Source organism: Neomesorhizobium albiziae, from assembly GCF_900114255.1.
GTDB classification, from domain to species: domain Bacteria; phylum Pseudomonadota; class Alphaproteobacteria; order Rhizobiales; family Rhizobiaceae; genus Neomesorhizobium; species Neomesorhizobium albiziae.
Genome location: NZ_FOSL01000023.1, coordinates 14189 through 39103 on the forward strand (window position 1 = coordinate 14189; position 24915 = coordinate 39103).

The 24915-nt window shown below is 61.3% G+C and carries 26 protein-coding genes and 1 pseudogene; 11 read left to right on the forward strand and 16 right to left on the reverse strand.

Going from position 1 to position 24915, the window contains the following annotated elements:
* Positions 1 to 26: 26 nt before the first annotated feature.
* Genes F3H98_RS24715 through cpaB form a run of 7 tightly spaced genes read right to left on the reverse strand, consistent with a single transcriptional unit; the run spans position 27 to position 7253 of the window.
* Positions 27 to 989, reverse strand: coding sequence for a type II secretion system F family protein (locus F3H98_RS24715; RefSeq protein WP_149763005.1), 963 nt, complete (start codon positions 987 to 989; stop codon positions 27 to 29).
* Between the two features lies 1 nt (position 990).
* The gene (locus tag F3H98_RS24720) at positions 991 to 1950 is read right to left on the reverse strand and encodes a type II secretion system F family protein (protein WP_244621879.1); all 960 of its coding nucleotides are present in this window, start codon (positions 1948 to 1950) and stop codon (positions 991 to 993) included.
* A gap of 3 nt (positions 1951 to 1953) precedes the next feature.
* Positions 1954 to 3390, reverse strand: a complete 1437-nt coding sequence (locus tag F3H98_RS24725; RefSeq protein WP_149763006.1) for a TadA family conjugal transfer-associated ATPase — start codon at positions 3388 to 3390, stop codon at positions 1954 to 1956.
* Positions 3387 to 4598 carry a CpaE/TadZ family protein gene (locus tag F3H98_RS24730; protein WP_149763007.1) on the reverse strand — a complete coding sequence of 404 codons (1212 nt, stop codon included), beginning with the start codon at positions 4596 to 4598 and terminating at the stop codon, positions 3387 to 3389. Before F3H98_RS24730 ends, F3H98_RS24725 begins: the two co-directional genes overlap by 4 nt.
* A gap of 15 nt (positions 4599 to 4613) precedes the next feature.
* Entirely contained in the window at positions 4614 to 4880 is a 267-nt protein-coding gene (locus F3H98_RS24735) for a hypothetical protein (RefSeq protein ID WP_149763008.1), read from the reverse strand.
* 4 nt (positions 4881 to 4884) lie between these two features.
* Positions 4885 to 6312, reverse strand: a complete 1428-nt coding sequence (locus F3H98_RS24740) for a type II and III secretion system protein family protein (RefSeq protein ID WP_149763009.1) — start codon at positions 6310 to 6312, stop codon at positions 4885 to 4887.
* A 38-nt stretch (positions 6313 to 6350) separates the two neighbouring features.
* Entirely contained in the window at positions 6351 to 7253 is a 903-nt protein-coding gene (gene cpaB, locus F3H98_RS24745; protein ID WP_244621880.1) for a Flp pilus assembly protein CpaB, read from the reverse strand.
* A 239-nt stretch (positions 7254 to 7492) separates the two neighbouring features.
* On the opposite strand from cpaB, the gene parE reads away from it, so the two are divergent.
* Positions 7493 to 9556: a DNA topoisomerase IV subunit B gene (parE, locus tag F3H98_RS24750; protein WP_149763010.1), complete on the forward strand. Its 2064-nt coding sequence runs from the start codon at positions 7493 to 7495 to the stop codon at positions 9554 to 9556.
* Between the two features lie 27 nt (positions 9557 to 9583).
* On the opposite strand, the gene F3H98_RS24755 is transcribed toward parE, so the two are convergent.
* Positions 9584 to 9802, reverse strand: coding sequence for a hypothetical protein (locus F3H98_RS24755; RefSeq protein ID WP_149763011.1), 219 nt, complete (start codon positions 9800 to 9802; stop codon positions 9584 to 9586).
* A 59-nt stretch (positions 9803 to 9861) separates the two neighbouring features.
* On the opposite strand from F3H98_RS24755, the gene F3H98_RS24760 reads away from it, so the two are divergent.
* The 3 genes from F3H98_RS24760 (at position 9862) to F3H98_RS24770 (ending at position 12118) form a co-directional block, all read left to right on the forward strand.
* Positions 9862 to 10671 (forward strand): alpha/beta hydrolase, encoded by an 810-nt coding sequence (locus F3H98_RS24760; RefSeq protein ID WP_149763012.1) that lies wholly within the window; start codon positions 9862 to 9864, stop codon positions 10669 to 10671.
* Positions 10672 to 10753: 82 nt separating this feature from the next.
* Positions 10754 to 11644, forward strand: a complete 891-nt coding sequence (locus tag F3H98_RS24765) for a DMT family transporter (protein ID WP_149763013.1) — start codon at positions 10754 to 10756, stop codon at positions 11642 to 11644.
* A gap of 81 nt (positions 11645 to 11725) precedes the next feature.
* A complete protein-coding gene (locus F3H98_RS24770) occupies positions 11726 to 12118 on the forward strand; it encodes a cupin domain-containing protein (protein ID WP_244621881.1) in 393 nt (130 codons plus the stop codon).
* A gap of 116 nt (positions 12119 to 12234) precedes the next feature.
* Here F3H98_RS24770 and F3H98_RS24775 read toward each other — a convergent pair whose 3' ends face one another.
* Positions 12235 to 13356, reverse strand: coding sequence for a DUF2336 domain-containing protein (locus tag F3H98_RS24775; protein ID WP_149763068.1), 1122 nt, complete (start codon positions 13354 to 13356; stop codon positions 12235 to 12237).
* A 150-nt stretch (positions 13357 to 13506) separates the two neighbouring features.
* Between F3H98_RS24775 and F3H98_RS24780 the strand changes: the two genes are divergently transcribed.
* A complete protein-coding gene (locus F3H98_RS24780) occupies positions 13507 to 13959 on the forward strand; it encodes a MaoC family dehydratase (protein WP_149763014.1) in 453 nt (150 codons plus the stop codon).
* 2 nt (positions 13960 to 13961) lie between these two features.
* A complete protein-coding gene (locus tag F3H98_RS24785) occupies positions 13962 to 14837 on the forward strand; it encodes an HpcH/HpaI aldolase/citrate lyase family protein (protein WP_149763015.1) in 876 nt (291 codons plus the stop codon).
* Here the strand turns inward: F3H98_RS24785 and F3H98_RS24790 are convergent.
* Positions 14834 to 15445: a flavin reductase family protein gene (locus F3H98_RS24790; protein WP_149763016.1), complete on the reverse strand. Its 612-nt coding sequence runs from the start codon at positions 15443 to 15445 to the stop codon at positions 14834 to 14836. The genes F3H98_RS24785 and F3H98_RS24790 overlap by 4 nt on opposite strands.
* 9 nt (positions 15446 to 15454) lie before the next feature.
* Positions 15455 to 16039: a nitroreductase family protein gene (locus tag F3H98_RS24795; RefSeq protein WP_149763017.1), complete on the reverse strand. Its 585-nt coding sequence runs from the start codon at positions 16037 to 16039 to the stop codon at positions 15455 to 15457.
* Between the two features lie 117 nt (positions 16040 to 16156).
* On the opposite strand from F3H98_RS24795, the gene F3H98_RS24800 reads away from it, so the two are divergent.
* Positions 16157 to 17131: a hypothetical protein gene (locus F3H98_RS24800; RefSeq protein WP_149763018.1), complete on the forward strand. Its 975-nt coding sequence runs from the start codon at positions 16157 to 16159 to the stop codon at positions 17129 to 17131.
* A gap of 97 nt (positions 17132 to 17228) precedes the next feature.
* On the opposite strand, the gene F3H98_RS24805 is transcribed toward F3H98_RS24800, so the two are convergent.
* The 4 genes from F3H98_RS24805 to F3H98_RS31280 all read right to left on the reverse strand — a co-directional run bounded on the left by F3H98_RS24805 (position 17229) and on the right by F3H98_RS31280 (position 21044).
* A complete protein-coding gene (locus tag F3H98_RS24805) occupies positions 17229 to 18167 on the reverse strand; it encodes a lysophospholipid acyltransferase family protein (RefSeq protein ID WP_244621882.1) in 939 nt (312 codons plus the stop codon).
* A gap of 104 nt (positions 18168 to 18271) precedes the next feature.
* Entirely contained in the window at positions 18272 to 20254 is a 1983-nt protein-coding gene (gene thrS, locus F3H98_RS24810; RefSeq protein WP_149763020.1) for a threonine--tRNA ligase, read from the reverse strand.
* Between the two features lie 176 nt (positions 20255 to 20430).
* Complete coding sequence (gene yidD / locus F3H98_RS24815) at positions 20431 to 20796, reverse strand: membrane protein insertion efficiency factor YidD (RefSeq protein ID WP_149763021.1); 366 nt, start codon at positions 20794 to 20796, stop codon at positions 20431 to 20433.
* Positions 20797 to 20885: 89 nt separating this feature from the next.
* Entirely contained in the window at positions 20886 to 21044 is a 159-nt protein-coding gene (locus F3H98_RS31280) for a hypothetical protein (RefSeq protein ID WP_188130550.1), read from the reverse strand.
* 93 nt (positions 21045 to 21137) lie between these two features.
* Here F3H98_RS31280 and F3H98_RS24820 point away from each other — a divergent pair.
* Positions 21138 to 22035: pseudogene (locus F3H98_RS24820) on the forward strand (LysR substrate-binding domain-containing protein).
* A 17-nt stretch (positions 22036 to 22052) separates the two neighbouring features.
* Here the strand turns inward: F3H98_RS24820 and F3H98_RS24825 are convergent.
* Positions 22053 to 22499, reverse strand: coding sequence for an iron-sulfur cluster assembly scaffold protein (locus F3H98_RS24825; RefSeq protein WP_149763022.1), 447 nt, complete (start codon positions 22497 to 22499; stop codon positions 22053 to 22055).
* A gap of 229 nt (positions 22500 to 22728) precedes the next feature.
* On the opposite strand from F3H98_RS24825, the gene folE reads away from it, so the two are divergent.
* The 3 genes from folE to F3H98_RS24840 all read left to right on the forward strand — a co-directional run bounded on the left by folE (position 22729) and on the right by F3H98_RS24840 (position 24915).
* Positions 22729 to 23364: a GTP cyclohydrolase I FolE gene (folE, locus tag F3H98_RS24830; protein WP_149763023.1), complete on the forward strand. Its 636-nt coding sequence runs from the start codon at positions 22729 to 22731 to the stop codon at positions 23362 to 23364.
* A gap of 37 nt (positions 23365 to 23401) precedes the next feature.
* Positions 23402 to 23860: a phosphoribosyl-AMP cyclohydrolase gene (gene hisI, locus F3H98_RS24835; protein ID WP_149763024.1), complete on the forward strand. Its 459-nt coding sequence runs from the start codon at positions 23402 to 23404 to the stop codon at positions 23858 to 23860.
* Positions 23861 to 23946: 86 nt separating this feature from the next.
* Positions 23947 to 24915, forward strand: coding sequence for a patatin family protein (locus F3H98_RS24840; protein ID WP_149763025.1), 969 nt, complete (start codon positions 23947 to 23949; stop codon positions 24913 to 24915).

Sequence of the window (24915 nt, forward strand, 5' to 3'; positions counted from 1 at the left end):
GCTGGGTTAACCACCCGCACCCGTGGTCATTCCCCGGCGGTGTACTTCACCAGGATCGGGATGATCGCAATCATCAGCACCACCGGCAGGATGCAGACGGTGACGGGCACCGACATCTTTGCCGGCAGCGCATGCGCCTTCTCCTCGGCAATCGACATGCGCTTGTGGCGCATCTCGTCGGAAAACACCCGCAAGGCCCCGGAAAGACTGGTGCCGAGTTCCCGGGATTGCTGCAGGAGCGTTGCGAACGAGCGCACTTCGTCAAGGCTCAAGCGATCTGCAAGCGCCTTCAGCGCGTCGTCGAGGCTGCGCCCCGCCCTGAGCTCCAGCGAAACGAGCTGCAGGTTCTGGCTGAGCGAGGGATAGGTCGCCGCAAGTTCCTTGGAAACCCGTTCGACGCCCGCCTCCATGCTCAAGCCGGCGTCGGAACAGACGATCATCAGGTCCATGAAATCGGGGAAGCCGTTGCGATATTCGATCATCTTGGCGCGCACCATGCGGCCCAGCATGAAACCGGGTAGGAAATAACCGAGGCCGCCCGCCATGCCGACGAATGTCCAGAAGCTCTTGCCCGAAGCGTCGGCGCCAAACAGCTTGTCGAGAACAACGGCAATCATCGCGCCGGCGACCAGACCCGCAAAGCGGATCAGGAAAAACATTCCGACCGCACGCGGGTCCATGTAGCCCGCCTGTATCAGTTTCAGCCGCAGCCGGGCGACATTTTCGGGATCGCTCTTGGCGTAGAACTCATGCGCTGTCTTGACCGCCTTTTCGCGCACCGCATTGGAACTTTTCTTTGCCGGCGCCTCCACCTTTGTTGGCTGGTAGCCCGTGTCCACTTTCAAGCGGCGCTTGAGATCGCTGCGTTCGCCGCGCGCCGTGACCATCGGCCAGGCGACCGCAGCCGCACCGACAAGCAACAGGATCAGCGCCACCGGCGCCAACGAGGTCGGCCGCAAGGATGCAAGGAGTTCGATTAGCGTTTCCATATCAGAACTTGAACGTCGACATCTTGAACAGCATGAAATTGCCGAGCATCAGCCAGGAAAGCGACCCGCCGAGCAGATACCAGGTCATCGGCTCGCCCCATACCTCGCCGTAGAACTGCGGCATCAGCACCATGATTGCAGTCATCAGCAGGACCGGCACGGCGGTCAGGATATAGGCCGACATGCGGCCTTCGGTCGAAATGGCGCGCACCTTGCGCTTCAGCTTGCCGCGCTCGCGGATCACCATCGAAAGGCCATCGAGGATTTCGCGCAGATTGCCGCCGGACGAATGCTGGATGGAAACCGCGGTGACGAACAGCGGCAGGTCCTCGTGACCGACCCGCTCGAACAGGTTGTGCAGCGCACTGACGAGATCGGAGCCATAGGTCACCTCGTCGGCAACGACACCGAACTCGGTGCCGATCGGATCGGGCATTTCCCGGGCCACCATGGCGATTGCCACAGGAACGGGGTGGCCGGCCTTCAGGCTTCGGGTGATGAGTTCCAGCGCTTCCGGCAACTGGATGCCGAACAGTTTATGACGTCGCTTCTTGAGATGTTTCAGCGCAACGACCGGAAACACCACGCACAACAGCGGCAGAAGCGGGATCGCAAAGGAGAACGGAAGGCCTTTCCAGACGCCGGCCAGCGTCACCGCCAGCGCCACGCCGGATGAGGTCAGAAGAAACCGCGCCAGCGGCATGACGAGGCCGGACTGGGTTCTCAGTTTGCGGAAACCGTCCAGCGAAAACCAGGATGCGCGACCCTCCAGCCCGCGCTCCTTGCGCAGTTGGATCAGCACCTGTTCCTGGCTGAGCTTGTTCTCCTGTAATTTCATGCGCCGGTTGATCGCGGCGCGCCGGTCGTTGCGTCCCGCATAAAGCAGGTAGAACGCTTCGGCGACCATGACGCCGGAAAGCGCTACGGCCGCGTAGATCAGGTAAAGCCCGTTTCCCAGCATGGGCTAATCCTGCGGCTTTCCCGGCTCGAAATACTTGCCTGGAAATTCGATGCCCATCGCCTTCAGGTCCTCCAGGAAGCGTGGACGGATGCCGGTCGCCTCGTAATAGCCGACGATCTTGCCATCGCTGTCCATGCCGGTGCGCACGAAGCGGAAGATTTCCTGCATCTGGATGACATCCCCTTCCATGCCGGTCACCTCGGCAACGCTGGTCACCTTGCGCTTGCCATCGGAAAGCCGGGTCAACTGAACGATCAGGTCGAGCGCGCTGGCGATCTGGCTGCGGATCGACTGCACCGTCATCGGCATGCCAGTCATGCCGAGCATCTGTTCGAGGCGGGAGATGGCGTCGCGCGGCGTGTTGGCGTGAATGGTCGCCATCGAGCCTTCATGACCCGTGTTCATGGCCTGCAGCATGTCAAACGCTTCCTCGCCACGGCACTCGCCCAGGATGACGCGGTCGGGGCGCATACGCAGCGCATTCTTGACGAGATCGCGCTGCTTCAGCTCACCATGGCCTTCGATGTTGGCGGGACGCGTTTCCATACGCGCCACATGCGGCTGCTGCAGCTGAAGTTCGGCTGCGTCCTCGATGGTGATCAGCCGCTCGTCTTCCGGAATGAAGGCTGAGAGCGCGTTGAGCATCGTCGTCTTGCCGGTGCCGGTGCCGCCCGAGATGATCGTGGTCTTTCGGGCATGGACGGCGGCGGCAAGCACCTCAGCCATGTTCTGGGTGATGGCGCCGAATTCCACCAGCTTGTGCAGGCCGAGCTTGTTCTTGGAAAACTTTCGGATCGAGACCAGCGGTCCGTCGACGCCGACCGGGCGGATCGCCGCGTTGAAACGCGAGCCATCCAGCATGCGCGCATCGACCATCGGCTGCGATTCGTCGACGCGACGGCCAACCGCGGCAACGATTTTGTTAATGATTCGAAGCAGATGCGCCTCGTCCTTGAACGGAATGTGCACCTGCTGAAGCTTGCCTTGTCGTTCGACAAAACAGTTCTGATGGCCGTTGATCAGGATGTCGTTGATCGTGGGATCCTTAAGCAGCGGTTCCAGCGGACCGAGGCCGACCATCTCGTCGACGATATCGTCAACCAGCGCATCGAGTTCGGCGACATTGATCGCCATGCGCTCTTCGCGCGTCTTCTCGGAGACGAAATCATGCACCTGGCGGCGCATCTCGTCCTTGGGCATGCGCTCCAGCGCAACGAGATTGATCTCGTCGAGCAGCAGGCGGTGGATGCGGCTGCGCGCCTCGAGCACCTTGTTGGCGGTTTTGGCCGTAGCAGCCGTTGTCGGCTCAGGTTTGGGCGCCGGACCCGGCTTGCGCACATTGGGGATCAGCACGGCGCCATGGTCGCGAGGCGGCCGCGGTTCGGCTGGCCGCTCGTGCTCGACCGTTCGCCTCTGCAAAGTCGAGAAGCGGCTTGTCATCCGGCTTTCCTCAACAGGCCACGGCCGAAGCCGAACAGCGAGCGCGACTTCTGCGGCACAGCCACGAACTCTTCAGGCAAAACGATCTTCTTCAGGTCGTTGACGACATTGGCATTGGGATCGATCTCGTGCAGCGGCACGCCACGGTCGACGGCATCGCGCACCAGCCGGTAATTGTTGGCTATGCCGCCGACGAAGTGCTCCCCAAGGATTTCCTGCACATCGGCCTGCTTGATGCCATTGTCGAACATCTTCTGCTCGAAGCGGTTGACGATGACATTGGGTTTCACTTCCTTGCCGGCCGTCTCGTAGATGGCCTGGATCAGCCGCTGCGTATGGCGAAGACACGGCACCGTCATCTCGGCGACGATGTAGAGCTTGTTGGAGCCGAGCAGCACGGTTTCCGTCCACGGAAACCAGGTGCGCGGCATGTCGATGACGACATTGTCGAAATAGGCCGAAACCAGGTCGAGCATGCGCACCACGACATCGGTGTTGAAGGAACGCATTTCGGATGGCCGCGCAGGCGCGGCCAGGACGCAAAGGCCGCTCGAATGTTTGGAAAGCATGACGTCGAGCAGTTGCCGGTCGAGACGCTCCGGCTGGTTCTCGATTTCGGCGATGTCGAAGCGCGGCTCCAGATCGAGATATTCCGCACAGGCGCCTTGCTGGAAATTGAGGTCGACGACGCAGGTGGAAGCGCCGCGCGTCACCGAATGATGTAGCTGGAAAGCCGTCTGCAAGGTCAGCGTCGTGGTGCCGACACCGCCCGCGGCCGGCATGAAGGTGTAGATCTGGGACTCGGTGTTTTGCTCGCGCCCTGGCCCTTGCAGGGCACGGATGCAAGAGCGAACGAGGTCGGCGGTGGTGATCGGCTTGACCAAGAAGTCGGCGACCTGAAGCTGCACCAGGATGCGCACTGCGGCAGCGTTGAACTCCTGGGTGACGACGACTACCGGCGTCCGCCCTTCGAGCCGCCGGGTAATGCGTTGCAGCGCCTCGATCTCCTCCAGCCGCGCGGCATCCATATCGACAATGACAGCGCCACCGTCGACCTCCTGGATCTCACTCCGCAACTCGGTGACATTTTTCTCCACGGTGACAAGCTGGATCATGTCGGATTGCGCGAAGGCCGCGCGGACATCCTGCAGAAACAGCCTGTCGGTCGAGACGAGCACGACCCGCTTTAGTTTGACGGTGTTTGCCATCGTAATTCCTCGCCATCACTCGGTTGTTGACGGCGCCGCAGGCTGTGACGGCGCGTCAGCTGGCGACGCATTCGCCTGTGAATTCCGGTCGGCCGGCACCCTGAGCTTGGTGTGCTGGACCCCCGGCTGCCAGGGATCGACCATCTGCATCACCGTGTTGGCATACATCGCATTGCCGGCGGAGGAGGTCAGCCCGTCGGCGCGCGTATAGTCTTCCGTCGTGCAGCCTGCCCCAGCAGCGGCGGCCAGCAATGCGAAGCCAATCTTCAAAATGTTCGCCATGGGATCATTCCTTCGGCAGGTCGAGAAAGTGGCCGGACGTCACGACGAGCCTTGGCTGGGCGGCCGATGCCCCTCCGGCCGCGTTACCGGCGGAAGATACCTTCACCTCTTCGGTGTTGCCGAGGAAGTAATCGACGTTGCTTGCCGGCACGGTGGTGTCGAGTGGCGTCAGCGGCTTTTTCGAGGGATCGATCGGCTTGACCAGGTATGGGGTGACGATGATCACCAGTTCGGTCTCCCGGCGCATGTAGGATTTCGAGCTGAACAGAGGCCCGAGCACCGGCAACTTGCCGAGGCCCGGCAGTTGCTGCGTTGCGATATCGTTCTGGGTCTGCAGCAATCCGGCCATCATGAAGCTCTGGCCGCTCTTCAAGTCGATCGACGTGCTGGCGCGGCGGACGATGAAGCCGGGAACCGAAATATCGCCGATCTGATAGGACGCTGATGCATCGACCGACGACACTTCCGGCGCAATATCGAGGCTGATCAGGCTGTCCTTCAGCACGGTCGGTTTGAAATCGAGCCCGATGCCGTATTTCTTGTAAGTAACGGCGATCTGGCCTTCGTCCGCCGAAACGGGGATCGGGAATTCGCCGCCGGCAAGAAAGCTCGCTGTCTGGCCGGAGCGCGCGATCAGATTGGGTTCGGCCAGGCGCCTCGCCAGTCCGCGCTCTTCCAGCGCCTTGATGGCGATATCGATTGAGGCGCCGTTGGAGAGCAGCCGTCCGACGATCTCACCGGTGCCGGCTGCCGGTATCTCGCCGGGATCAATGATGATATCGCGGCCGTCGAGGCCATAAGCGAAATTGGCGCTGTATTTGGCGCCAAGCTGCTGCCCCGCCTGGCGGTTGATCTCCACGAAGCGGACGTTGAGCTGGACCTGCTGCGAGGAGGAGATGTCGACCGAGTTGATGACTTCCTCGTCGCCGGAAAAGCGGGTGGCAATCTTGGCCGCTTTCTCTGCCGCTACAGCGTCATTGGCCGATCCGGAAAGCACCAGGCGGCCGTTGGCGGAGCTCACATCGATGTCGGCATCGGGAACGGAGTTGCGGATTGTCGTGGCAAGTCGATCAGTATCCAGCGTCACCTCGACATCGATGGTGCCCACCAGTTGTTTGTTCTCGTCGAACAGCGCAATGCCCGTGGTGCCGAGATTGTTGCCCAGAACATAGAACGACTTGTCGGTGAGCGGATTGACGTTGGCGATCTCGGGATCGCCGATGACGATCTCATAAAACGCCGCATTGGTTTTGATCGTCTTCGGCTTGCCCTTGGCAACCTTGAGCGTGGTGTTCCTGGTCGAAGAAATCTGCACCACGTCGCCGGCCGCGAAGCTCGCTTCCGTAACCGCCACACCAATCGTCAATCCCGCAGCGAGGGCCACAAAGCCCGCACGCGCATGCCGATTGCATTTGCCTGCCCACCCAAACATCGTCTTCGTCCCCAAACCGGCGCCCACCGGCATTCAAATCAGTCGACCGGAGCCACCACCTGATAGGTCTCCGCTTCCATTCCCCGTGTCACGATGACCGTCTTTCGCATCGGCTCCGCCGGCGCTGCGGCTTCTATGAGATTGCTTGCCCCCGCAGCAACAGAACCGCCAAATGCCGAGATTGTTGTAACGCCATCCACCGAAGTACCGCCGTCCGAAGCGCGCAGCGACAGCGACAGCGAACCGACGTTACGGGCAAGAGCGACTTTCTGCGCGCCGTCCGTCGTCACCTCGATGGTCACGGAATTGGCGACCTGCGGGCTGGTCTGGCGTTCGTCGGCACCCTGCCCGACCGTCAGAACCTTCACGTTTTCCACCACGATCTCGGTCGTGATGGTGGCGCCCGCAGCCCCCTTGGCGTTGTCGGAGGTTTCATCGATGGCGCCGGCGTCCCGCGTCAACACGACATCGACGCGGTCGCCCGGCGTCACAAAACCGCCGACGCCGGCGATCTCGTCGGTCTTGATGGTGACCGCCCGCATGCCCGGCGACAACAGATTGGACAGGGTCGCCCGGCCGTTCGGACCTGACAGCTTGGCAAGCAGCACCGGCTCGTTGGCCTCGACCGGCGACAGCACCACCCGGCTGCCTTTGGCGAGCAATTCGTCGATGCTGGCGAAAGCGCCTTGCGGCAGCGAGTCCTGCGGCCACGGTATCTCGGAAAGCTGGGCGCGGTCGAGCGGCATGCCAAAGCGCAGCGGCGCGTTTGCGACCACGATGGTCTTGAATGTCACTTTCGGCGCGGCCGATTCCGGTATTTCTACCGACACTTCGTGGACGCGGGCGCTTGCGGCGCTCTTGATCCACACGTCGGCCGCAAAGATCGACGCAGCGCCGACAACGGCAGCGATGCCGATCATGGTAATGGCCTTGCCCCTCACGCCCTTATTCCTCGTCATGCCTGCTTTTTGTTTCGAAAGTGACGCTAGGCGCGAAATGCTAAACAATTAGAGGTAAAGCAGATCGGTACTGGACCTATATCGTGGGGCGTGGTTATCGAAGGCTTTAGAAAACCCGCTTATCTGGAACGATCCCCTGCCTCGAACGGAACAGGAACCTCTGTCCTTTTCCAGGCAAAGCGTGGCAATATCGATTGCGATTCGCACGACCGAAAGCATCCATGGACGACAGCAACGACCTTTTTTCAAACCTCGGCAAGCAGCAGCCTGAATCCGCCCCGCGCGCGTCGTCGCGTCCGGCGGATCCGCTGGTGCAAGCGGCAAGGAAGGCGTCCGCGGTGAAGGACGCCAGCGAAAGCTACAGCGCCGCCGACATCGAGGTCCTCGAAGGGCTGGAGCCGGTGCGCCGGCGTCCCGGCATGTATATCGGCGGCACCGACGAAAAGGCGCTGCACCACCTGTTCGCCGAGGTCATCGACAATTCGATGGACGAAGCAGTCGCCGGCCATGCGACCTTCATCGAGGTGGAGCTTTCGGCGGACGGCTTCCTGACGGTGACCGACAACGGGCGCGGCATTCCGGTCGATCCGCATCCGAAGTTCAAGGACAAGTCGGCGCTCGAAGTCATCATGACGACGCTGCACGCCGGCGGCAAATTTGATTCCAAGGTTTACGAAACGTCGGGCGGCCTGCACGGCGTCGGCATCTCGGTTGTCAACGCCCTGTCGGACCATCTCGAGGTCGAAGTGGCGCGCGGCCGTCAGCTCTACCGGCAACGGTTTTCGCGGGGTGTCCCGCAAACCGGCCTGGAAAAGCTGGGCGACGTGCAAAACCGCCGCGGCACCCGGACCCGCTTCCACCCCGACCCCGATATTTTTGGAAAGCACGCGCAATTCGAGCCCGCCAGGCTCTACCGTATGGCGCGCTCGAAGGCCTATCTGTTCGGCGGCGTCGAAATCCGCTGGTTCTGCGATCCGCTGCTGATCAAGGAGAAGGACGCTACGCCGGCCAAGGCCGTCTTCCATTTCCCAGGTGGATTGAAAGATTATCTCGCCGCGTCGCTGGGCGATGAATTCCAGGTCACCCGCGAGGCATTCGCGGGCAAGAGCGAAAAAACCGGCGGCCACGGCTCGGTCGAATGGGCAGTCACCTGGTACGGCGGCGACGGTTTCCTCAATTCCTACTGCAACACCATTCCGACACATGAGGGCGGCACCCACGAAATGGGCTTCCGCAACGTGCTGACGCGCGGCCTGAAGGCCTATGCCGATCTGATCGGCAACAAGCGCGCCACCGTCGTCACCAGCGAGGATGTGATGATCTCGGCGGCAGGCATGCTTTCGGTGTTCATCCGCGAGCCGGAATTCGTCGGCCAGACCAAGGACAAGCTGGCAACCGTCGAGGCGATCCGCATCGTCGAAAGCGCGCTGCGCGATCCGTTCGACCACTGGCTTGCGGACAACCCCCAGGAGGCGACAAAGCTTCTCGACTGGGTGATCGCGCGCGCCGACGAGCGGGTACGGCGCCGGCAGGAGAAGGAGGTCAGCCGCAAGAGCGCGGTGCGCAAGCTGCGGCTGCCCGGAAAGCTCGCCGATTGCACGCAGAACGCAGCCGCTGGTGCTGAAATCTTCATCGTCGAAGGCGATTCCGCCGGCGGCTCGGCCAAGCAGGCGCGTGACCGCTCGATGCAGGCAATCCTCCCTTTACGCGGAAAAATCCTCAACGTTGCAAGCGCGGGCGCCGACAAGCTGACCGCCAACCAGCAGATCGCCGACCTTATACAGGCGCTCGGCTGCGGCACACGGTCGAAATACCGCGAGGAAGACCTGCGTTACGATCGCGTGATCATCATGACCGACGCCGACGTCGACGGCGCCCACATCGCCTCGCTGCTGATCACCTTCTTCTATCAGGAGATGCCCGATCTTATCCGTGGCGGCCACCTCTATATGGCGGTGCCGCCGCTCTACAGCCTGCGGCAAGGCGGCAAGGTTGCCTATGCCCGCGACGACTCCCACAAGGACGAGCTTCTGCGAACCGAATTCACCGGACGGGGAAAGATCGAGATCGGCCGCTTCAAGGGTCTTGGCGAGATGATGGCGAGCCAACTCAAGGAAACGACGATGGACCCGAAGAAGCGCATGCTGCTGCGCGTCGAAGTCCGCGACGATGCCGCGGCGACCAAGGCTTCGGTCGACGCGCTGATGGGCACCAAGCCGGAGGCTCGCTTCCGCTTCATCCAGGAACGGTCGGAATTCGCCGAGGCGGAAGAACTGGATATCTAAAGGTTTTAGTGTCCATTTCGATTCCGATTAGCGGACGCGTACGTAACCAGGGATATTGCAGATCCCACCCGTCACGTTGAGTTCCTTCTCACGGCGCAGTTGCGGACAATTCCCATAATCATCCTGGGTCTCAAAAACGACATAGCCCTGCGCATCAAATAGCGCGCCTGGGAAGAGTTCGAGGTGATTGTACCAACGACCATCCTCCCGATAGAGAGCGTGCTTGGCATCCACGCCATTCAACATTCAATTTCCGGCCAATTGGCGCAACCATGGTCCCTGATCTTCACTATTCCTGTTAGATCATGCAAGAAAATCGGATTGTGGTTTACCTCCTGCCGCTGCTTGTCGCAGCCCTCGCCTATACAGCCCTTGTCGGCCTGATCTATGTCTCGCAACGCGCCATCCTCTATCCCGGTGCCGGCGCAGGATTCATGCCGGAGGCTCCGGCATGGGGCGAGGCGGTTTCCATCGCCACGCCCGATGGCGAGAAGCTTCACGGGCTCCACCAGCGGGGGGACGCCGGAAGTCCGACGGTTCTCTTTTTTCTCGGAAATGCCGATCGAGCGGCCAATCACGACCTCCTCGCGAGCAGGTTGACCGAAAGAGGCATCGGGCTGCTGGCTCTCTCCTATCGTGGATATCCGGGCTCGACCGGCTCGCCGAGCGAAGCGGGGCTGCTGACCGACGGCATCGCCGCGTTTGACTGGCTTTCGGCGCGCTCCGGGGGCGGGATCGTTGTGCTGGGCCAGTCGCTGGGCAGCGGTGTCGCCGTCAATACGGCTTCGGAAAGACCTGCCGCTGGGGTGATCCTCGTGTCGGCCTACGTGTCCGTGCTCGCGCTCGCGAAATCGCATTATCCCTACCTGCCCGTCGGTCTCCTCCTCAAGGACAGGTTTCGCTCCGACCTGAAGATCGCCCGGGTGACCCAACCGAAGCTCTTCATCCATGGGCGGCGCGACGACGTCATCCCGCTTTCCTTTGGCGAAGCGTTGTACGCAATGGCGCCGGAACCAAAGGAAATGCTGATCTACGACGCCTACGGGCACAACGACCTGTGGGATGAGGGCATGCTCGGCGATGTCGTCGGGTTCGTGCAGGGGCTAGGCCGCTGATCCGGCGCTCTGTGCTGACACTACACTGTCAGGACCCCTCGGGTACCCTGAATGCAAGGCACGGTCGGCGGAGCAGGCTCGAATGACGGAGATGGGCAGCGACCACAGGCACCTCGCCGGTGTTGCATTGGTGACCGGTTCGACGGTCTTTTTCGCGCTGGCCGGCGTATTCACCAAGTCGACGACTGCCGGTCCGTGGACAATCGCCGGCTGGCGCGGCTTAACCGGAGCGGCGCTGATCGCCGCCTATGTGTTATGGCGTCGCCGCCAGGGTGCAGGTGAGACGACATTGCGCCTCGGCTGGCGCGGCTGGTTGCTCACCGTCGTTGGGGCCGTGTCGAGCATCCTGTTCATCGCCTCTTTCAAATATACTTATGTCGCCAACGTCGCGGTGATCTATGCGACCGTTCCATTCATCGCCGCTGCGATCGAATGGGCGTTGTTCCGCCAACGCCCGCGCTCGCGGACCATGGCGACAGCAGCGATATCGTTCGCAGGGGTGGCGATCATCGTTTCGGGCGGCCTCGGCGCGGTAAACCTGTTTGGCGACCTGCTTGCCCTGGCGATGACGGCGGGATGTGCACTTTACCTGGTGATGATCCGGGCCTTTCGCGACACCCCTGCGGTTTGGGCGGCGGCCGTCTCGGCGCTGATTCTATTTGCAGCAAGCTGGTTCGTCGTCGACCCTCTAGCCGTTTCCGCCAATGACGTCGTTGTGATGTGCGCTTTTGGCGTTTCTTTTGCGGTCGCAGTCATTTTATGGACCGAAGGCGCAAAGCTGCTGCCCGCGGCAGAGGCTGGATTGCTCGGCACCGCCGAAATTCCGCTCGCAGCGCTGTTTGCGTGGCTCCTGCTGGCGGAATTGCCGCCGGCAACCAGCGTCGTCGGTGGCGCGATAATTCTGGCCGCCGTTCTGGTTCATGCCGGCCGCGACATCGCAACCGTTCGAAAGGACGCGACCGCAGTCGGCTGATCGGCGATCAAATCCCTTTCTAAACTCGATTGAACATGTGCTTTCGACGTATCTTTGGGGTTAGCGTCCAGAGGAACTCCAATGAAAGCCGTTACTCACGGAAATCAACCACGAGAAGAGTGGCGATCAGGCGTAACAACCAGGATGCATGTTTCCGCCAGCAACGGCGCCACACAACTTTGCATATTCGAGCAATGGATAGCACCTCAGGCGGGCGCGCCTACGCATTCACACCCGGTCGAGGAAGTGCTTACCGTCATTGCCGGTAAGGCGGACATGTGGATTGGCGAAAACAATGCCATCCTGACCGCCGGGCAATCGCTTGTTGTTCCGGCCAACCGGGAGCACGGCTTCCGAAACATCGGCTCCGACACGCTTCATATTCATGCCGTACTGGCCTCACCCATTTTCGAAGCGACGTTCGACATGGCCGCCGAACCGGTAAGGCGATGGCTTGCAGGGTCAGCCGGATAGCACGCCCAACGGACCTACAGCGCGTCGCGCCGAATGGGATTCGGCGGCCACGCTGTAGCTTGTTGTTTGTGCATGTCGTTTCTCCCGAAACCGAGGACACTTTCGGGCGACATGCATTAAGCCGCGGCGATAGCCAGAGCGTGGCCGCGGGCATTTTCGCGCAGCGCTTCGAGATGAATCGATTTCAGCAGGCGGGCGAGTTCGCTGCCCTCTCCCGCCTCGCCGAGTTCCCTGAGCATCAGCCAGGTAACCTCCTGGGCGCCGGCGACACGTTTGCCGTTGGCAACCTCTCGCCACACTTTCAGCGCACGCAGGATGACGGCATGGACAGTTATCGAAAGGCCGGCCTTGCGAAATAGCGATGCCAGCGCGACGTCCTGCCCGCCCGCCAGCAGCGCCCTCACCCGCGCCTCGCCCTGTGTAGTCAGCGCGACCAGTGCCGAGCCGAAAAAGTCGATCTTGCCGTGCGCTACCGCCCTTACGAGAAAGCTGGCTGTGAGATCGCCCCGGATGCGCAAATGTTCGATCAGCGCCGCGAACTCGCTCGCATGAGTGGTGTCGATGAGCATCAGCGAAGCCCTGACGCAGGCCTCCCTGGTGATGCGCTCCGCACGAGCGGCCCCCATCATGGCGATCACCAGCGGCGAGGTTTTCAGCGCATCGCCAAGCTTGACCAGAAGCATGTGCCGGCAATCGGACGGCAGGCGCGCGTCGCGCAGCAAGGCTTCGCGCAATGGCGCGTTGTCACCGTGACGCTCGGCCATGCGGCGAAAGCTCAGCGACGCGATATCGGCGGAAGGATTGTCCAGCAGTGCCCGGCAGGCCTCTGCTTCGCCAACCTCCGCGATTGCCGCCGAGAGCGCCATCGAGACGGCCGGCCGCGCCGCAATGAGGCGTTGCGTGGCGCTGGCGCCGGAAGCCACGCGGTCGATCAGGTCGGAATCGGTGAGCAAAGGCGAGCGCGCGAGGATGAGGGCAGCAACTTCCGGCTGGTCTGCAGCAAGCGCGCTGACGATCTGCATGGGCGCGTAACGGCTCATTGACAATGCATCAGCCAGCGCCAAGCGTACTTTCGCCGAGGGATCGTCAAGCAACAGGGTCAGCGCCGCTTCCGCGGCGCAACGGTCCTCAAACGGCAATTCGGCATTGATATAGGCACGCGCCAGGGCGCCAGCCGCCGCCGCGCGTTCCGAAACGCGCGCAGTCTGCATCCATTTCAGGAAATGCCCCACGACCATCCGGTCCAAACCCCTTGCCAACCCGTCTCGGAGCTTAGGTGGAATTGGTTTACGAACGGTTCACCATGTTCGTTAATCCGAGCCTTGCAAAAAGCGGTTTCCACGCGGCGGAACGATGTTCTATCAACAGGCTACAACGGAGGAAGATGCATGGCCGGACTATTTCTCGAGGAGTTCGAAGTCGGCCGGGTGATACGGCATTCGATCACGCGCACCGTCACCGAAAGCGACAATGTGCTGTTTTCGGTGATGACCATGAACCCGCAGCCGCTGCATATCGATTTCTACTTCGCCTCGAAGACGGAATGGGGAAAGCCGCTGGTAAATTCGCTGTTTACGCTCGGCCTGATGATCGGCATTTCCGTGCACGACACGACACTCGGCACGATCGTCGCCAATCTTGGCATGACCGACACGACATTCCCGCATCCGGTCTTCCACGGCGACACCCTCCGCGTCGAGACCGAGGTGAAGTCCGTAAGGGAATCGAAATCCAAGGCCGACCGCGGCATCGTCGAATTCGAACACCGCGCCTATAACCAGAATGGCGCTCTGGTCGCCAAATGCACCCGCCAGGCGATGATGCGAAAGAAAGATGCCTGACGATGCGCTCGCTGCTGTTTGTGCCCGGTGATTCAGAAAAGAAGCTCGAAAAAGGTTTCCAGTCTGGCGCCGACGTGGTGATCGTCGATCTGGAGGACTCAGTAGCTCCAGCCAACAAGGCCGCGGCACGGACAGTTACCGCCGATTTCATCAGAGCAAGGCGCAAGGACACTGCTGCAAGCATCTATATCCGCGTCAACGACCTTTCGACCGGGTTGACCGACGACGACCTTGCATCGGTAATCGCCGTGGCGCCAGACGGCATCATGCTGCCGAAAGCCAACGGCAGCGCGGATGCTACGCACCTGTCAGCCAAACTACGCGTCCACGAGGCCGAGCACGGGCTTGCCGACGGCGCCACCAAAATCATCGCCATCATGACGGAGACCGCCGCCGGTGTGCTTGCAGCACCGACATGGCGCGACACCAATCCACGGCTAGCCGGGCTGACCTGGGGCGCCGAGGATCTTTCAGCAGCGATTGGCGCGCGCGCCACCCGCGACGAACGTGGCCGCTACACCGACGTATTTCGTTTCGCCCGCACGATGACCATCCTCGCCGCGTCTGCTTCGGACGTCGCGGCGATCGACACTGTGTTTGTCAATTTCCGCGACACAAACGGCCTGCGCGCCGAATGTATGGAAGCGGAGCGCGATGGCTTTACAGGCAAGATGGCGATCCATCCCGCGCAGGTGGAGATCATCAACGAAGCCTTCACGCCTTCCGCCGAGTCGGTTTCCCATGCGCGGGAAGTGGCTGATGCCTTCGCTGCCGCCGGAAATCCCGGCGTCGTCGGCATTGGCGGCAAGATGTACGATCGGCCGCATCTGCGGCTGGCGGAGCGGCTGCTGGCCCGCGCAAAAGCCGCTGGCGTTTAATCCTCGCCCCAGCGTGGACGGCGCATGGCGAACGTCGAGTCGATAGTCGAATAATCCATGTAACCCAGCCGCGCCACGTTGCCGGCCTTGACCGCATCGAACAGCCCATCGGGTGTCAGAAACGCCTCGTCGATATGGATGCCGACCACTTCGCCGACGACAACGAAGACGCCGGCATGACCGCCATCCAGGCCCTTGGGCTCCAGAATCTCGGTTACCTTGCATTCGAGCGCGGCCGGCGCCTCCGCCACACGCGGCGGCTTGACCAGCCTGGACGGCGCTGGCGTCAGCCCGGCATAACCGAATTCGCTGACGCCGCGCGGCGCGTTGACGGCTGTCCGGCTCATCCTGGAAGCTAGATCGCGCCCGACCAGATTGGCAACGAATTCAGATGTTTCACGCACGAAGCTCACGCTGTCCTTCTCGCCTTCCGAGGAAAACAGCACCAGATGCGGATGGCTGGAGATGGCATTGAAGAACGAATAGGGCGCAAGGTTCACTGCCCCATCCTTGCCGACGGTCGATATCCAGCCGATCGGGCGCGGCGAGACGATCGCCTTGAATGGATCGTGCGGCAGACCGTGGCCTTTTGACGGTTCGTAGAACACTTCGCCGCCTCAGCCTTGCCAGGGTCCGGAATAGTCGGCGTAAAGCCTTGCGATATCGGGTCTTGGCCTTTCCGGCTTCTGACCGTCGAAAGTGCCTATGTGGATGAAGCCGATGACCCGCTCCTGTGGTGAAAGGCCGAGAAGCGCCCGCCCCTCTTCAGTGTCGGAATACCAATTGGTGATCCAGTTGGTGGAATAGCCCATCGCGTTGGCGGCGATCACCAGGTTCATTGCAGCTGCTCCTCCCGAAAGGAACATTTCCCATTGCGGAATCTTCGGATTTTCGCGCGGTACGGAAACCACGCCGATGACCAGCGGGGCTCGCGAAAACCGTGATCTTTCCTGCTGGATCCGGCCTTCCGGCAGCGGACCTTCGCGCTTTTCCGCGAGTTTTGCGAGCTTTTCGCCAATTTTTTCGCGCGCTTCTCCACGATAGAGAATGAAACGCCATGGCTCCAGCCGGCCATGGTCAGGCACCCGCGACGCAATGCGGATCAGCGTTTCGATTTCCGCGTCGGAAGGTGCCGGTTCCTTCAGCTCCGGAATGGGCGCGGAGCTTCTCGAAAGCAGAAAGTCGACGATCGGCGAGGTCACGGGCAAAATCTCCTGGCTGCTGGCTGAAGCTTACCCAGGAAGTTTGGCAGGGCTGCTTGGCTAGGCGGGATCGAACAGGCCTTGAAATTGCCACCGCCTTGGGCTTCATGGCAAGCCATGATCGCCGATCTCTTCCGACTCTTTACACGGCACTTTCTGATGGTTGCGCTGGCCGCCTGGCCAGCGGCGGCTATCGCGCAGGACATCCCAGTTCAGGCCGAAGAGTTGCAGCTGCCGCCGATAAACGGCTTCGCGCCGGCCAAGGACGACAAGCCGCTGGCGCTGGGCGAAGGCCGGATCACGCTTTCGGCGCAGTTGACGGACAAGGCGCCCGACATTACTCGCGGCCTGGTCTGGCGGGTGTTCAAGCCGGAAGCCGGCGACGACGGCAAGCTGCCGCTTGTCGCCTCCGCGCAAGGCGGCACCAGCGTCTTCACGCTTGATCCCGGCAGTTATCTCGTCCACGCCTCCTTCGGACGCGCCGGCGCCACCAAGCGCATCACGGTGACCAAGACCGCGCGGCGGGAAAACCTGGTGCTCGATGCCGGCGGGTTGAAGCTTGACGCGGTGCTGGCTGGCGGCAGGAAAATCCCGCCCGAAAAACTGCGTTTTTCGATTTACGAAGCGGAAGCAAAGGATGGCGCCGACGAAAAGGCGCTGATCATTCCAGACGTGAAACCTGGCGCGGTGGTTCGGCTCAACGCCGGCACCTATCACGTTGTTTCGACATATGGTTCGGTCAACGCCGTCATCCGCTCCGACATCCGCGTCGAGGCCGGCAAACTCACCGAAGCGACAGTGGAACACCGCGCCGCCGAGCTCACCATGAAGCTGGTGCGTGACCATGGCGGCGAGGCGATCGCCGACACCTCATGGTCGATCCTCACCAATTCCGGCGACCCGATCCGCGAAAGCGTCGGAGCCTTCGCCTCTATGGTGCTCGCTGAAGGCGACTATACGATCGTGGCGAAAAACCGCGACCGCATCTACCAGCGCGATTTCACCGTCGAGGGCGGCCAAAACACAGAGGTCGAGGTGCTGGCGACAGAGGCCACGGCGACCGGAACCGACATCATCGACGGCGCCGACTAGAGCGGTTCCGGTTCCTTCAGAACCGATAACTCCCTCTAAGTATTTGTTTTGCCGCGTTTATGCGGACGCCAAATGATTCCATTGGCTGCAAAATGCTCTAGGAAACCAGGCTCGGGCGATCGCGCCGCAAGCGCTTGCGCATGGCGCGATGTCGCGCCGGCTGTTCCGGCGCCAGCACGAACACCCGTTCGTAGAGAAAGCGGATCAGATCCTTGCGGTCGCGCAGCGGCTCCATCTCCCGCCATGGGATAGCAGGGCCGATACGCACATTGATCGCCTTGCCCGAGAGCCGCGCGAACTCACGGATCAGCAGCGAGATGCGCAAGGTCAGCGAAACATTGCCGACAAGCCTGGAAATCTTGCCGTCCTGCCCGGTACGGTTCATCTGGCTCGAGACCAGGTGGAAAAGTCGGCCATTCTGGCCGGAAAAATGCAGTGGAATGACCGCAGCCCTCGCTTCCTGGACCAGCCTGGCCGGAAACATCTTCCATGGGAGATCCTGCGCCTTGCCAAAACCTTTCGGCGCTGTGGCGACGCCGCCCGCCGGGAAGATCACGATGGTAACGCCCTCTTTCAGCAGCTTCACCGCCTCGTGGCGAACCGCCAGATTGTTCTTCAGCGCTTCCTTGGTTTCCTCGAAATCGACCGGCAGCGCATAAGGCTTAACCTCGGAGATCTTCAGCAGATCGGCATTGATCATCACCCTGAACGGGCGGCCGAGTTGTTCGGCGAGTGACAGCACGGCAATGCCGTCGCCGATGCCAAACGGATGGTTGGCGACCATGACCAGAGGGCCATCAGGCAAATCCCGCGGCGGCCACTGATCCTGGCAATGTACCGAAACGTCGATCAAGTCGAGCATACGGCCGAAGATGCGCTCGCCACTCGGCACGATCTCGCGCCTCCATATGTCGTAGAGGCGCGCATAGCGGTCGCGGCCGGAAAGCCCCTCGACGGAACGGATGAACCACCGCTTCAGCCGCGTGTGGTTGGCGTTTGCGTATGAAAGTTCGGGAAACGGTATTTCCTTACGCATATCGATCAGCATCCGGGCTTGGTGAGCCGGTTTCATGACAATGATATGAATGGGAGATCTGAGAAAGGGCGGGAACCCTTCGTTTCCCGCCCTTTCTCATTTGTTCAGGCCGCTTTGGCGAGGCGCTTGCGCCGCAGATCCGGCGGCACCGCCTCGTCCATCAGCATGGCGAGGGCTGCCTCGAAGGTCATCGATTCCTGGTCGCGCGAGCCCAGCCGCCTTACGTTGACGGTGCCTTCCTCCGCTTCGCGCTTGCCGCAGACGAGGATCACCGGAACTTTCGCCAGCGAATGCTCGCGAACCTTGTAGTTGATCTTCTCGTTGCGAAGGTCGACCTGTGCGAGGAGTCCGGCGCGCTTCAGCCGTTCGGTGACCTTTACGGCGTAGTCGTCAGCTTCCGAGGTGATGGTGGCGACGACGACCTGGACCGGTGCGAACCATAGCGGAAAATGGCCAGCGTAGTTCTCGATCAGGATACCGAGGAAACGCTCCATCGAACCGCAGATGGCGCGATGCACCATCACCGGCTGCTTCTTTTCCGAATCCGAGCCGATGTAGAAGGCGCCAAAGCGTTCGGGCAGGTTGAAATCGATCTGCGTGGTGCCGCACTGCCATTCGCGACCGATCGCGTCCTTCAGCACGTACTCGAACTTCGGCCCGTAGAAGGCGCCCTCACCCGGATTGATGGACGTCTTGATCCGGCCTTCGGACTGCGCCTCGATGGTCTGCAGCACCCCTTGCATGATCTGTTCGGCATGATCCCATGCTTCGTCGGATCCGACGCGTTTTTCCGGCCGCGTCGAGAGCTTCACGCTGATCTCGTGGAAGCCGAAATCGGCGTAGGTCGACAGGATCAGATCGTTGATGCGCAGGCATTCCGCAGCGAGTTGTTCCTCGGTGCAGAAGATGTGCGCGTCATCCTGCGTGAAGCCGCGCACCCGCATCAGCCCATGCAGCGCGCCTGACGGCTCGTAGCGGTGCACATTGCCGAATTCGGCAAGCTTGACCGGCAGTTCGCGGTAGGACTTCAGGCCATGCTTGAATATCTGCACATGGCCGGGGCAGTTCATCGGCTTCAGCGCAAAGACCCGGTCGTCGTCGGTATCGTCGCCTGCGACTGTCACCTTGAACATGGCATCGCGATACCAGCCCCAGTGGCCAGACGTCTCCCACAACGATTTGTCGAGAACCTGCGGTGCGTTGACTTCCTGATAGCCCTGCTCGTCGAGGCGGCGGCGCATGTAGGAGACCAGGTTCTGGAACATCTTCCAGCCCTTGGCATGCCAGAACACGACGCCGGGCCCCTCCTCCTGGAAATGAAACAAGTCCATCTCGCGGCCGAGCTTGCGGTGATCACGCTTCTCCGCCTCCTCCAGCATGTGGAGATAGGCGTCGAGCTGCGCCTGATCGACCCAGGCGGTGCCGTAGATGCGCGTCAACATCGGATTGTTGCTGTCTCCGCGCCAATAGGCGCCGGCCACCTTCATCAGCTTGAAGGCGTTGCCGATCTGGCCGGTCGAGGCCATGTGCGGGCCGCGGCAGAGATCGAACCATTCGCCCTGCGCATAGATCTTGAGATCCTGATCTTCAGGAATGGCTTCGATCAGTTGAAGCTTGTAGGCCTCGCCCTTGTCGCGGAACACCTGCTTGGCCTTATCGCGCGACCAGATCTCTTTGGTGAACGGCTTGTTGCGGCCGATGATTTCCCGCATCTTCTTCTCGATGACGGGAAAATCCTCCGGCGTGAAGGGCTCGTTGCGGGCGAAGTCGTAATAAAAACCGTTCTCGATTACCGGGCCGATCGTCACCTGGGTTCCCGGCCACAATTCCTGCACCGCTTCGGCGAGCACGTGCGCTGCGTCGTGGCGGATCAGCTCCAGTGCGCGAGGATCGTCACGGGTGACGATCTCGACCTTGCCGGATTTTTGCAGCGGATCGGAAAGGTCGCGGATTTCGCCGTCGATTGCCAGCGCCACGGCCTTCTTGGCGAGCGACTTGGAGATCGATTCGGCGAGTTGGGCACCGGTCATCGCCGCGTCGTAGGAGCGGACGGAACCATCGGGAAATGTCAGGGAAACATCGGGCATTCTCTACTCCTATCCAGTCCCGCAAACGAGCGCGGGTGGTGATAGCCGGCGAGTCCGGCAGGCGAGGTCTTTTATTGGCAGTTTTTTGCTTCGTAAAGCGGCAGATAAACTCAGTTGGCTTTCGTTGCGAAAGCCGACCTCGGACGTTTAGCTTAGATGACAGCAGGTTGGCACAGTCAGGCCCTGCGCTTCTTGCCGATGTGCCAGTAGCGCCAGGGCAGGAACCAGCGATAGCGGGCGTCGAGGCGCTCCGGCACATTGTCGATGCCGTGAGTGCCACCGGGACCGCAGCGCATCACCCGGAAAAGGCCCATCCAGCCGCCGGGCCACAGCCCGTGGCGGGCGATCGCCTCATAAGCATATTCCGAGCAGGTCGGCATGTGGCGGCAGGAATTGCCGATGAAGCCAGACAGGGTCAATTGATAAAGGCGCACGAACGCGGTTCCGAACACACGGCCGGGCGTCTTGCGCCATGGACCCGGCCAGTTGCGGCTGCGCGCAACCGGCCGCACAGGGTGCGCGTGCTCCTGGTCGCGGCTCATCTCCCAAAAGTCCGGTTCGGATCGGTCATTCCCAATAGATGTCAATTCGAAGCGTCATGCGCAACAAGACGCTCAATTCAACCAGGCTTTCACAGGTCAGGCTGACGGCCGACCCGCGGAACCGATCCGGTCCTGCCGTCCCGTCGCCACCGTTCAGGCGGCCTGAAGCCATTGCGGGTCGTCTCGCCGGTCCGCTGGAATGTCACGATGCGGATCACATCCGCGAATATTCCGGTCAGCTCAAACATTGTGCCGATCTCCTTCCGCGATGGATTAGACCGCCACTGGCTTGATCGCTCAAACGAGTATAATTTCCGCGTCGAATAACTTGAGGTTATGCGATGAAGCGTGGACGCCTACCGCTGACGGCACTTCGAAGCTTCGAGGCGGCTGGGCGTCATCTGAGTTTCAGCAAGGCAGCGGAAGAACTCTTTGTCTCGCAAGCGGCGATCAGCAGGCAGATCCGCGAGCTGGAGGGTTTTCTCGGCCGGCCGCTGTTCGACCGGCTCCACCGCCGGGTCGCTCTCACCGATGCCGGCCAGAACCTGCTCACACAGTTGACCATAAGCTTCGACGACATCGACCGGCGGCTGTCCGCAATTGCGGGTGCGCCCGTGGACAATGTGGTCAAGGTCAGCGCCGAACCCTCTTTCGCCGCCTGCTGGCTGGTCCCCCGCCTATTCGCGTTTCGTCAGCTGCGGCCGGATATCGACATTGCCATCGACGTCGATCCGCGGCTGGTCGAGTTTCGCACCCATGAAGCGGAGTTAGCGCTGCGCAAAAGACAGGTCGTGGCCAAGAACGGAAGCGGAGTTTCTCGCAGCGGTTGTCGATTCACCGGTACTCTCGCCCGCTTTGCTCACCTCCGGCCCGCCCCTGAAAAGGCCGGACGATCTCAGGCACTACACCCTGCTGCACGAGGAAAACCGCCAAGGATGGACGCGCTGGTTCGAGGCTGCCGGTCTGGAAGGAACTGTTCCCGAGCGCGGGCCGATGCTGGCAGATGCCGCGCTGTCGAAACAGGCCGCCATGCTCGGCCACGGCGTGGCGCTTGGCGATCTGCTCTTGGTCGCCGACGAGTTGCGCGACGGAAGGCTGGTGAGGCCGTTCGAAACAACGGTCGTTTCAGGTGCCTACTGGCTTGTGTGCGGGAGCTTCGAACGGCTCAGCGAACCGGCACGCGCATTTGCTGACTGGATCAGGAGCGAATTTGCGATGGCGAGCGCTGAACAGCGATAAGCCTGCTGAACAGGGACCTAAGCAGCTTCTTCCGCGCGTTTTTTCTCGATCTGGCCGATGGCATCGACGACCGCATCGAAGGTGAGCATGGTCGAGGCGTGGCGTGCCTTGTAGTCGCGCACCGGCTCCAGATACTTCAGGTCGTCGAAACGGCCTTGCGGCGGCGCGCCGTTCTCCTTCAGCATTTTCAACATGATCTCGCGGACCGCCCGCAATTCTTCAGCACTGGCGCCTACCACGTGCAGGGACATGATCGAGGATGACGCCTGGCCGAGCGCGCAGGCCTTCACATCATGGGCAAAGTCGGTGACGACGCCGTTCTCCATCTTTAGATCAACGGTTACCGTCGAGCCGCAGAGTTTGGAGTGTGCCCTGGCCGTCGCGTCCGGATTATCAAGACGGCCGATCCGCTTGATATTGCCGGCAAAACCAAGAATTTTCGCGTTGTAGACGTCGTCTATCATTATTTTCCAGTCCGTCGCCGCCGGACGAACAACGATTGCCGCCAGCGCATCTTTTAATCGCGTCGTCTAGCAATATATAATGCTGGTGTTTTGGGAACGGCAAGGCGACTGGCGCATCCAACGTCCCGGAACCACGTCACGCCGCTTCGGGCCGTTAATACGGGCGATCCCACAGAGGCTGTGTCCGTTCAACTTGTTCCTCCATCGAGTGGAACTACGGGAGACACCTATGGACGCCGTTATCAAGAATTTTCCTCGAGCCGAAGATGGGCAGGCGCTGGACATAAAGCGCCCGACACAGGCCGAGGTGGAGGCCGCTGTACGCACGCTGTTGTTGTGGACAGGCGACAATCCTGATCGCGAAGGGCTGAAGGACACGCCACGCCGCGTGGCGAAAGCTTATCGCGAGTTGTTTGGCGGCTATGGGCAGGATCCGGCCACCGAGCTTGGCCGGACCTTCGAGGAAGTCGCCGGTTACGACGATATGGTCTTGGTGAAGGACATCAAGTTCCACTCGCATTGCGAGCACCACATGGTGCCGATCATCGGCCGGGCCCACGTCGGCTACCTGCCCGACGGGCGCGTTGTCGGCCTTTCCAAGATCGCCCGGGTGGTGGATATCTTCGCGCACCGGCTGCAAACGCAGGAAGCGATGACGGCGCAGATTGCCGGCGTCATCCAGGACGTGCTAAATCCGCGCGGCGTTGCCGTGATGATCGAGGCCGAGCATATGTGCATGGCCATGCGCGGCATCCGCAAACAGGGGTCGACCACCCTCACCTCCACCTTCACCGGCAGCTTCAAGGACAACCCCGAAGAGCAGATCCGGTTCGTAACCATGGTGCGGGACGGCAATCGGGGCTGAGAGCCTCGCCGGTCCCGTCTCGACAAGGACCGGCCAGATGTCCCCGATCGAATTTCCGAAATCCCCGACTGACAAAAAGGTGCTCGAAGAGGGCAACGTTTTTTCGCCGCGCTTTGACGCCAACGGGCTCGTCACGGCCGTCGTCACCGACGCCGGCGACGGAATGCTCCTGATGGTAGCACACATGAATGCGGAAGCGCTTGCCCTCACGCTGGAGACCGGGGTCGCGCATTATTGGTCGCGGTCGCGCGGCAGGCTTTGGAAAAAAGGCGAAACATCCGGCAATGTGCAGAATGTCACGGAACTCAGGACCGATTGCGATCAGGATACAATTTGGCTGCGTGTAAATGTCTCAGGGCATGATGCAACTTGCCATACCGGGAGACGTTCATGCTTTTATAGGACGCTGGAACTGAAAGAAGGTGTTGCAACGCTTCGCGCTGACGAAAGCACTCCGCTTTTCGATACCGCAGAAGTCTATCGTGACGATCGGTGAACCATTTCCGACACTGAGACCTCACAGATTCACTATTTTGATACGGCAAGCGCCGTATACGGATTTTGGGACAAGGGAGTTATGTGATGCTCGATTGGGCGTCCATACGTGGCAGGCCTGACATGCGGGAGATGAAGGATTTCTCTTCCGACGGCGCACCACGACCCAAACCTCAGAAAAAGACCGGCATTTCACTGGCTCTCGGCGGCGGGGCAGCGCGCGGGTGGGCCCATATTGGCGTGCTGCGCGCGCTTGACGAGGCCGGCATCGAAATCAGCATGATCGCCGGCACCTCGATTGGCGCATTGGTTGGCGGCTGTTATCTCGCCGGCAAGCTCGACCAGCTCGAAGAGTTCGCGCGAAGCCTGACAAGGCGCCGCATTTTCGGCCTGCTCGATATCAATCTCGGCGGCAGCGGCCTGTTCGGTGGCATGAAGCTGAACTCGCGCATGCAGGAACACATGCAAGGCGTACGATTCGAGGACCTGGCGAAACCCTTCATCTGCATCGCCACGGAAGTGCGCACTGGCCATGAGATCTGGCTGACGGAAGGCTCGCTGATCACTGCGATGAGGGCTTCCTATGCCCTGCCCGGCGTGTTCGAACCGGTCAGCGCCAACGGCCGCGTGCTGGTCGACGGCGCCTTGGTCAACCCGGTGCCGGTATCGGTGCTGCGCGCCTACGAGCAGCCGTTGGTGGTCGCTGTGAACCTGCACTACGACCTTTTCGGCCGCGCGGCCGTCATAAAGCACAGCGCCGGCGAGCTAGTGATGCAGAAGGATGCAACACCCGGCACGCATCACGACCCACACGCCACGGCGCAGGGAACCCGCCTTGGCGTCACGGGCGTCATGGTAGAGGCGTTCAACATCATTCAGGACCGCATTTCGCGGGCCAGACTCGCGGGCGACCCGCCCGATCTCTCGCTGCAGCCGAAGCTCGGCCACATCGGTCTTTCGGAATTCCACCGCGCCGACGAGGCGATACAGGTCGGTTACGAGGTCACCAAATCGCAGATCGGTGAATTGACGCGCCTGCAATCCGTGCTTGGCTGA

What these genes read in the sequence shown, in the direction of transcription:
- F3H98_RS24715 (WP_149763005.1), bottom strand. Translation starts at nt 989, where the DNA reads ATGGAAACGCTAATCGAACTCCTTGCATCCTTGCGGCCGACCTCGTTG.
- F3H98_RS24720 (WP_244621879.1), bottom strand. Translation starts at nt 1,950, where the DNA reads ATGCTGGGAAACGGGCTTTACCTGATCTACGCGGCCGTAGCGCTTTCC.
- F3H98_RS24725 (WP_149763006.1), bottom strand. Translation starts at nt 3,390, where the DNA reads ATGACAAGCCGCTTCTCGACTTTGCAGAGGCGAACGGTCGAGCACGAG.
- F3H98_RS24730 (WP_149763007.1), bottom strand. Translation starts at nt 4,598, where the DNA reads ATGGCAAACACCGTCAAACTAAAGCGGGTCGTGCTCGTCTCGACCGAC.
- F3H98_RS24735 (WP_149763008.1), bottom strand. Translation starts at nt 4,880, where the DNA reads ATGGCGAACATTTTGAAGATTGGCTTCGCATTGCTGGCCGCCGCTGCT.
- F3H98_RS24740 (WP_149763009.1), bottom strand. Translation starts at nt 6,312, where the DNA reads ATGTTTGGGTGGGCAGGCAAATGCAATCGGCATGCGCGTGCGGGCTTT.
- parE (WP_149763010.1), top strand. Translation starts at nt 7,493, where the DNA reads ATGGACGACAGCAACGACCTTTTTTCAAACCTCGGCAAGCAGCAGCCT.
- F3H98_RS24755 (WP_149763011.1), bottom strand. Translation starts at nt 9,802, where the DNA reads ATGTTGAATGGCGTGGATGCCAAGCACGCTCTCTATCGGGAGGATGGT.
- F3H98_RS24760 (WP_149763012.1), top strand. Translation starts at nt 9,862, where the DNA reads ATGCAAGAAAATCGGATTGTGGTTTACCTCCTGCCGCTGCTTGTCGCA.
- F3H98_RS24765 (WP_149763013.1), top strand. Translation starts at nt 10,754, where the DNA reads ATGACGGAGATGGGCAGCGACCACAGGCACCTCGCCGGTGTTGCATTG.
- F3H98_RS24770 (WP_244621881.1), top strand. Translation starts at nt 11,726, where the DNA reads ATGAAAGCCGTTACTCACGGAAATCAACCACGAGAAGAGTGGCGATCA.
- F3H98_RS24775 (WP_149763068.1), bottom strand. Translation starts at nt 13,356, where the DNA reads ATGGTCGTGGGGCATTTCCTGAAATGGATGCAGACTGCGCGCGTTTCG.
- F3H98_RS24780 (WP_149763014.1), top strand. Translation starts at nt 13,507, where the DNA reads ATGGCCGGACTATTTCTCGAGGAGTTCGAAGTCGGCCGGGTGATACGG.
- F3H98_RS24785 (WP_149763015.1), top strand. Translation starts at nt 13,962, where the DNA reads ATGCGCTCGCTGCTGTTTGTGCCCGGTGATTCAGAAAAGAAGCTCGAA.
- F3H98_RS24800 (WP_149763018.1), top strand. Translation starts at nt 16,157, where the DNA reads ATGATCGCCGATCTCTTCCGACTCTTTACACGGCACTTTCTGATGGTT.
- F3H98_RS24805 (WP_244621882.1), bottom strand. Translation starts at nt 18,167, where the DNA reads ATGCGTAAGGAAATACCGTTTCCCGAACTTTCATACGCAAACGCCAAC.
- thrS (WP_149763020.1), bottom strand. Translation starts at nt 20,254, where the DNA reads ATGCCCGATGTTTCCCTGACATTTCCCGATGGTTCCGTCCGCTCCTAC.
- yidD (WP_149763021.1), bottom strand. Translation starts at nt 20,796, where the DNA reads ATGAGCCGCGACCAGGAGCACGCGCACCCTGTGCGGCCGGTTGCGCGC.
- F3H98_RS31280 (WP_188130550.1), bottom strand. Translation starts at nt 21,044, where the DNA reads ATGTTTGAGCTGACCGGAATATTCGCGGATGTGATCCGCATCGTGACA.
- F3H98_RS24825 (WP_149763022.1), bottom strand. Translation starts at nt 22,499, where the DNA reads ATGATAGACGACGTCTACAACGCGAAAATTCTTGGTTTTGCCGGCAAT.
- folE (WP_149763023.1), top strand. Translation starts at nt 22,729, where the DNA reads ATGGACGCCGTTATCAAGAATTTTCCTCGAGCCGAAGATGGGCAGGCG.
- hisI (WP_149763024.1), top strand. Translation starts at nt 23,402, where the DNA reads ATGTCCCCGATCGAATTTCCGAAATCCCCGACTGACAAAAAGGTGCTC.
- F3H98_RS24840 (WP_149763025.1), top strand. Translation starts at nt 23,947, where the DNA reads ATGCTCGATTGGGCGTCCATACGTGGCAGGCCTGACATGCGGGAGATG.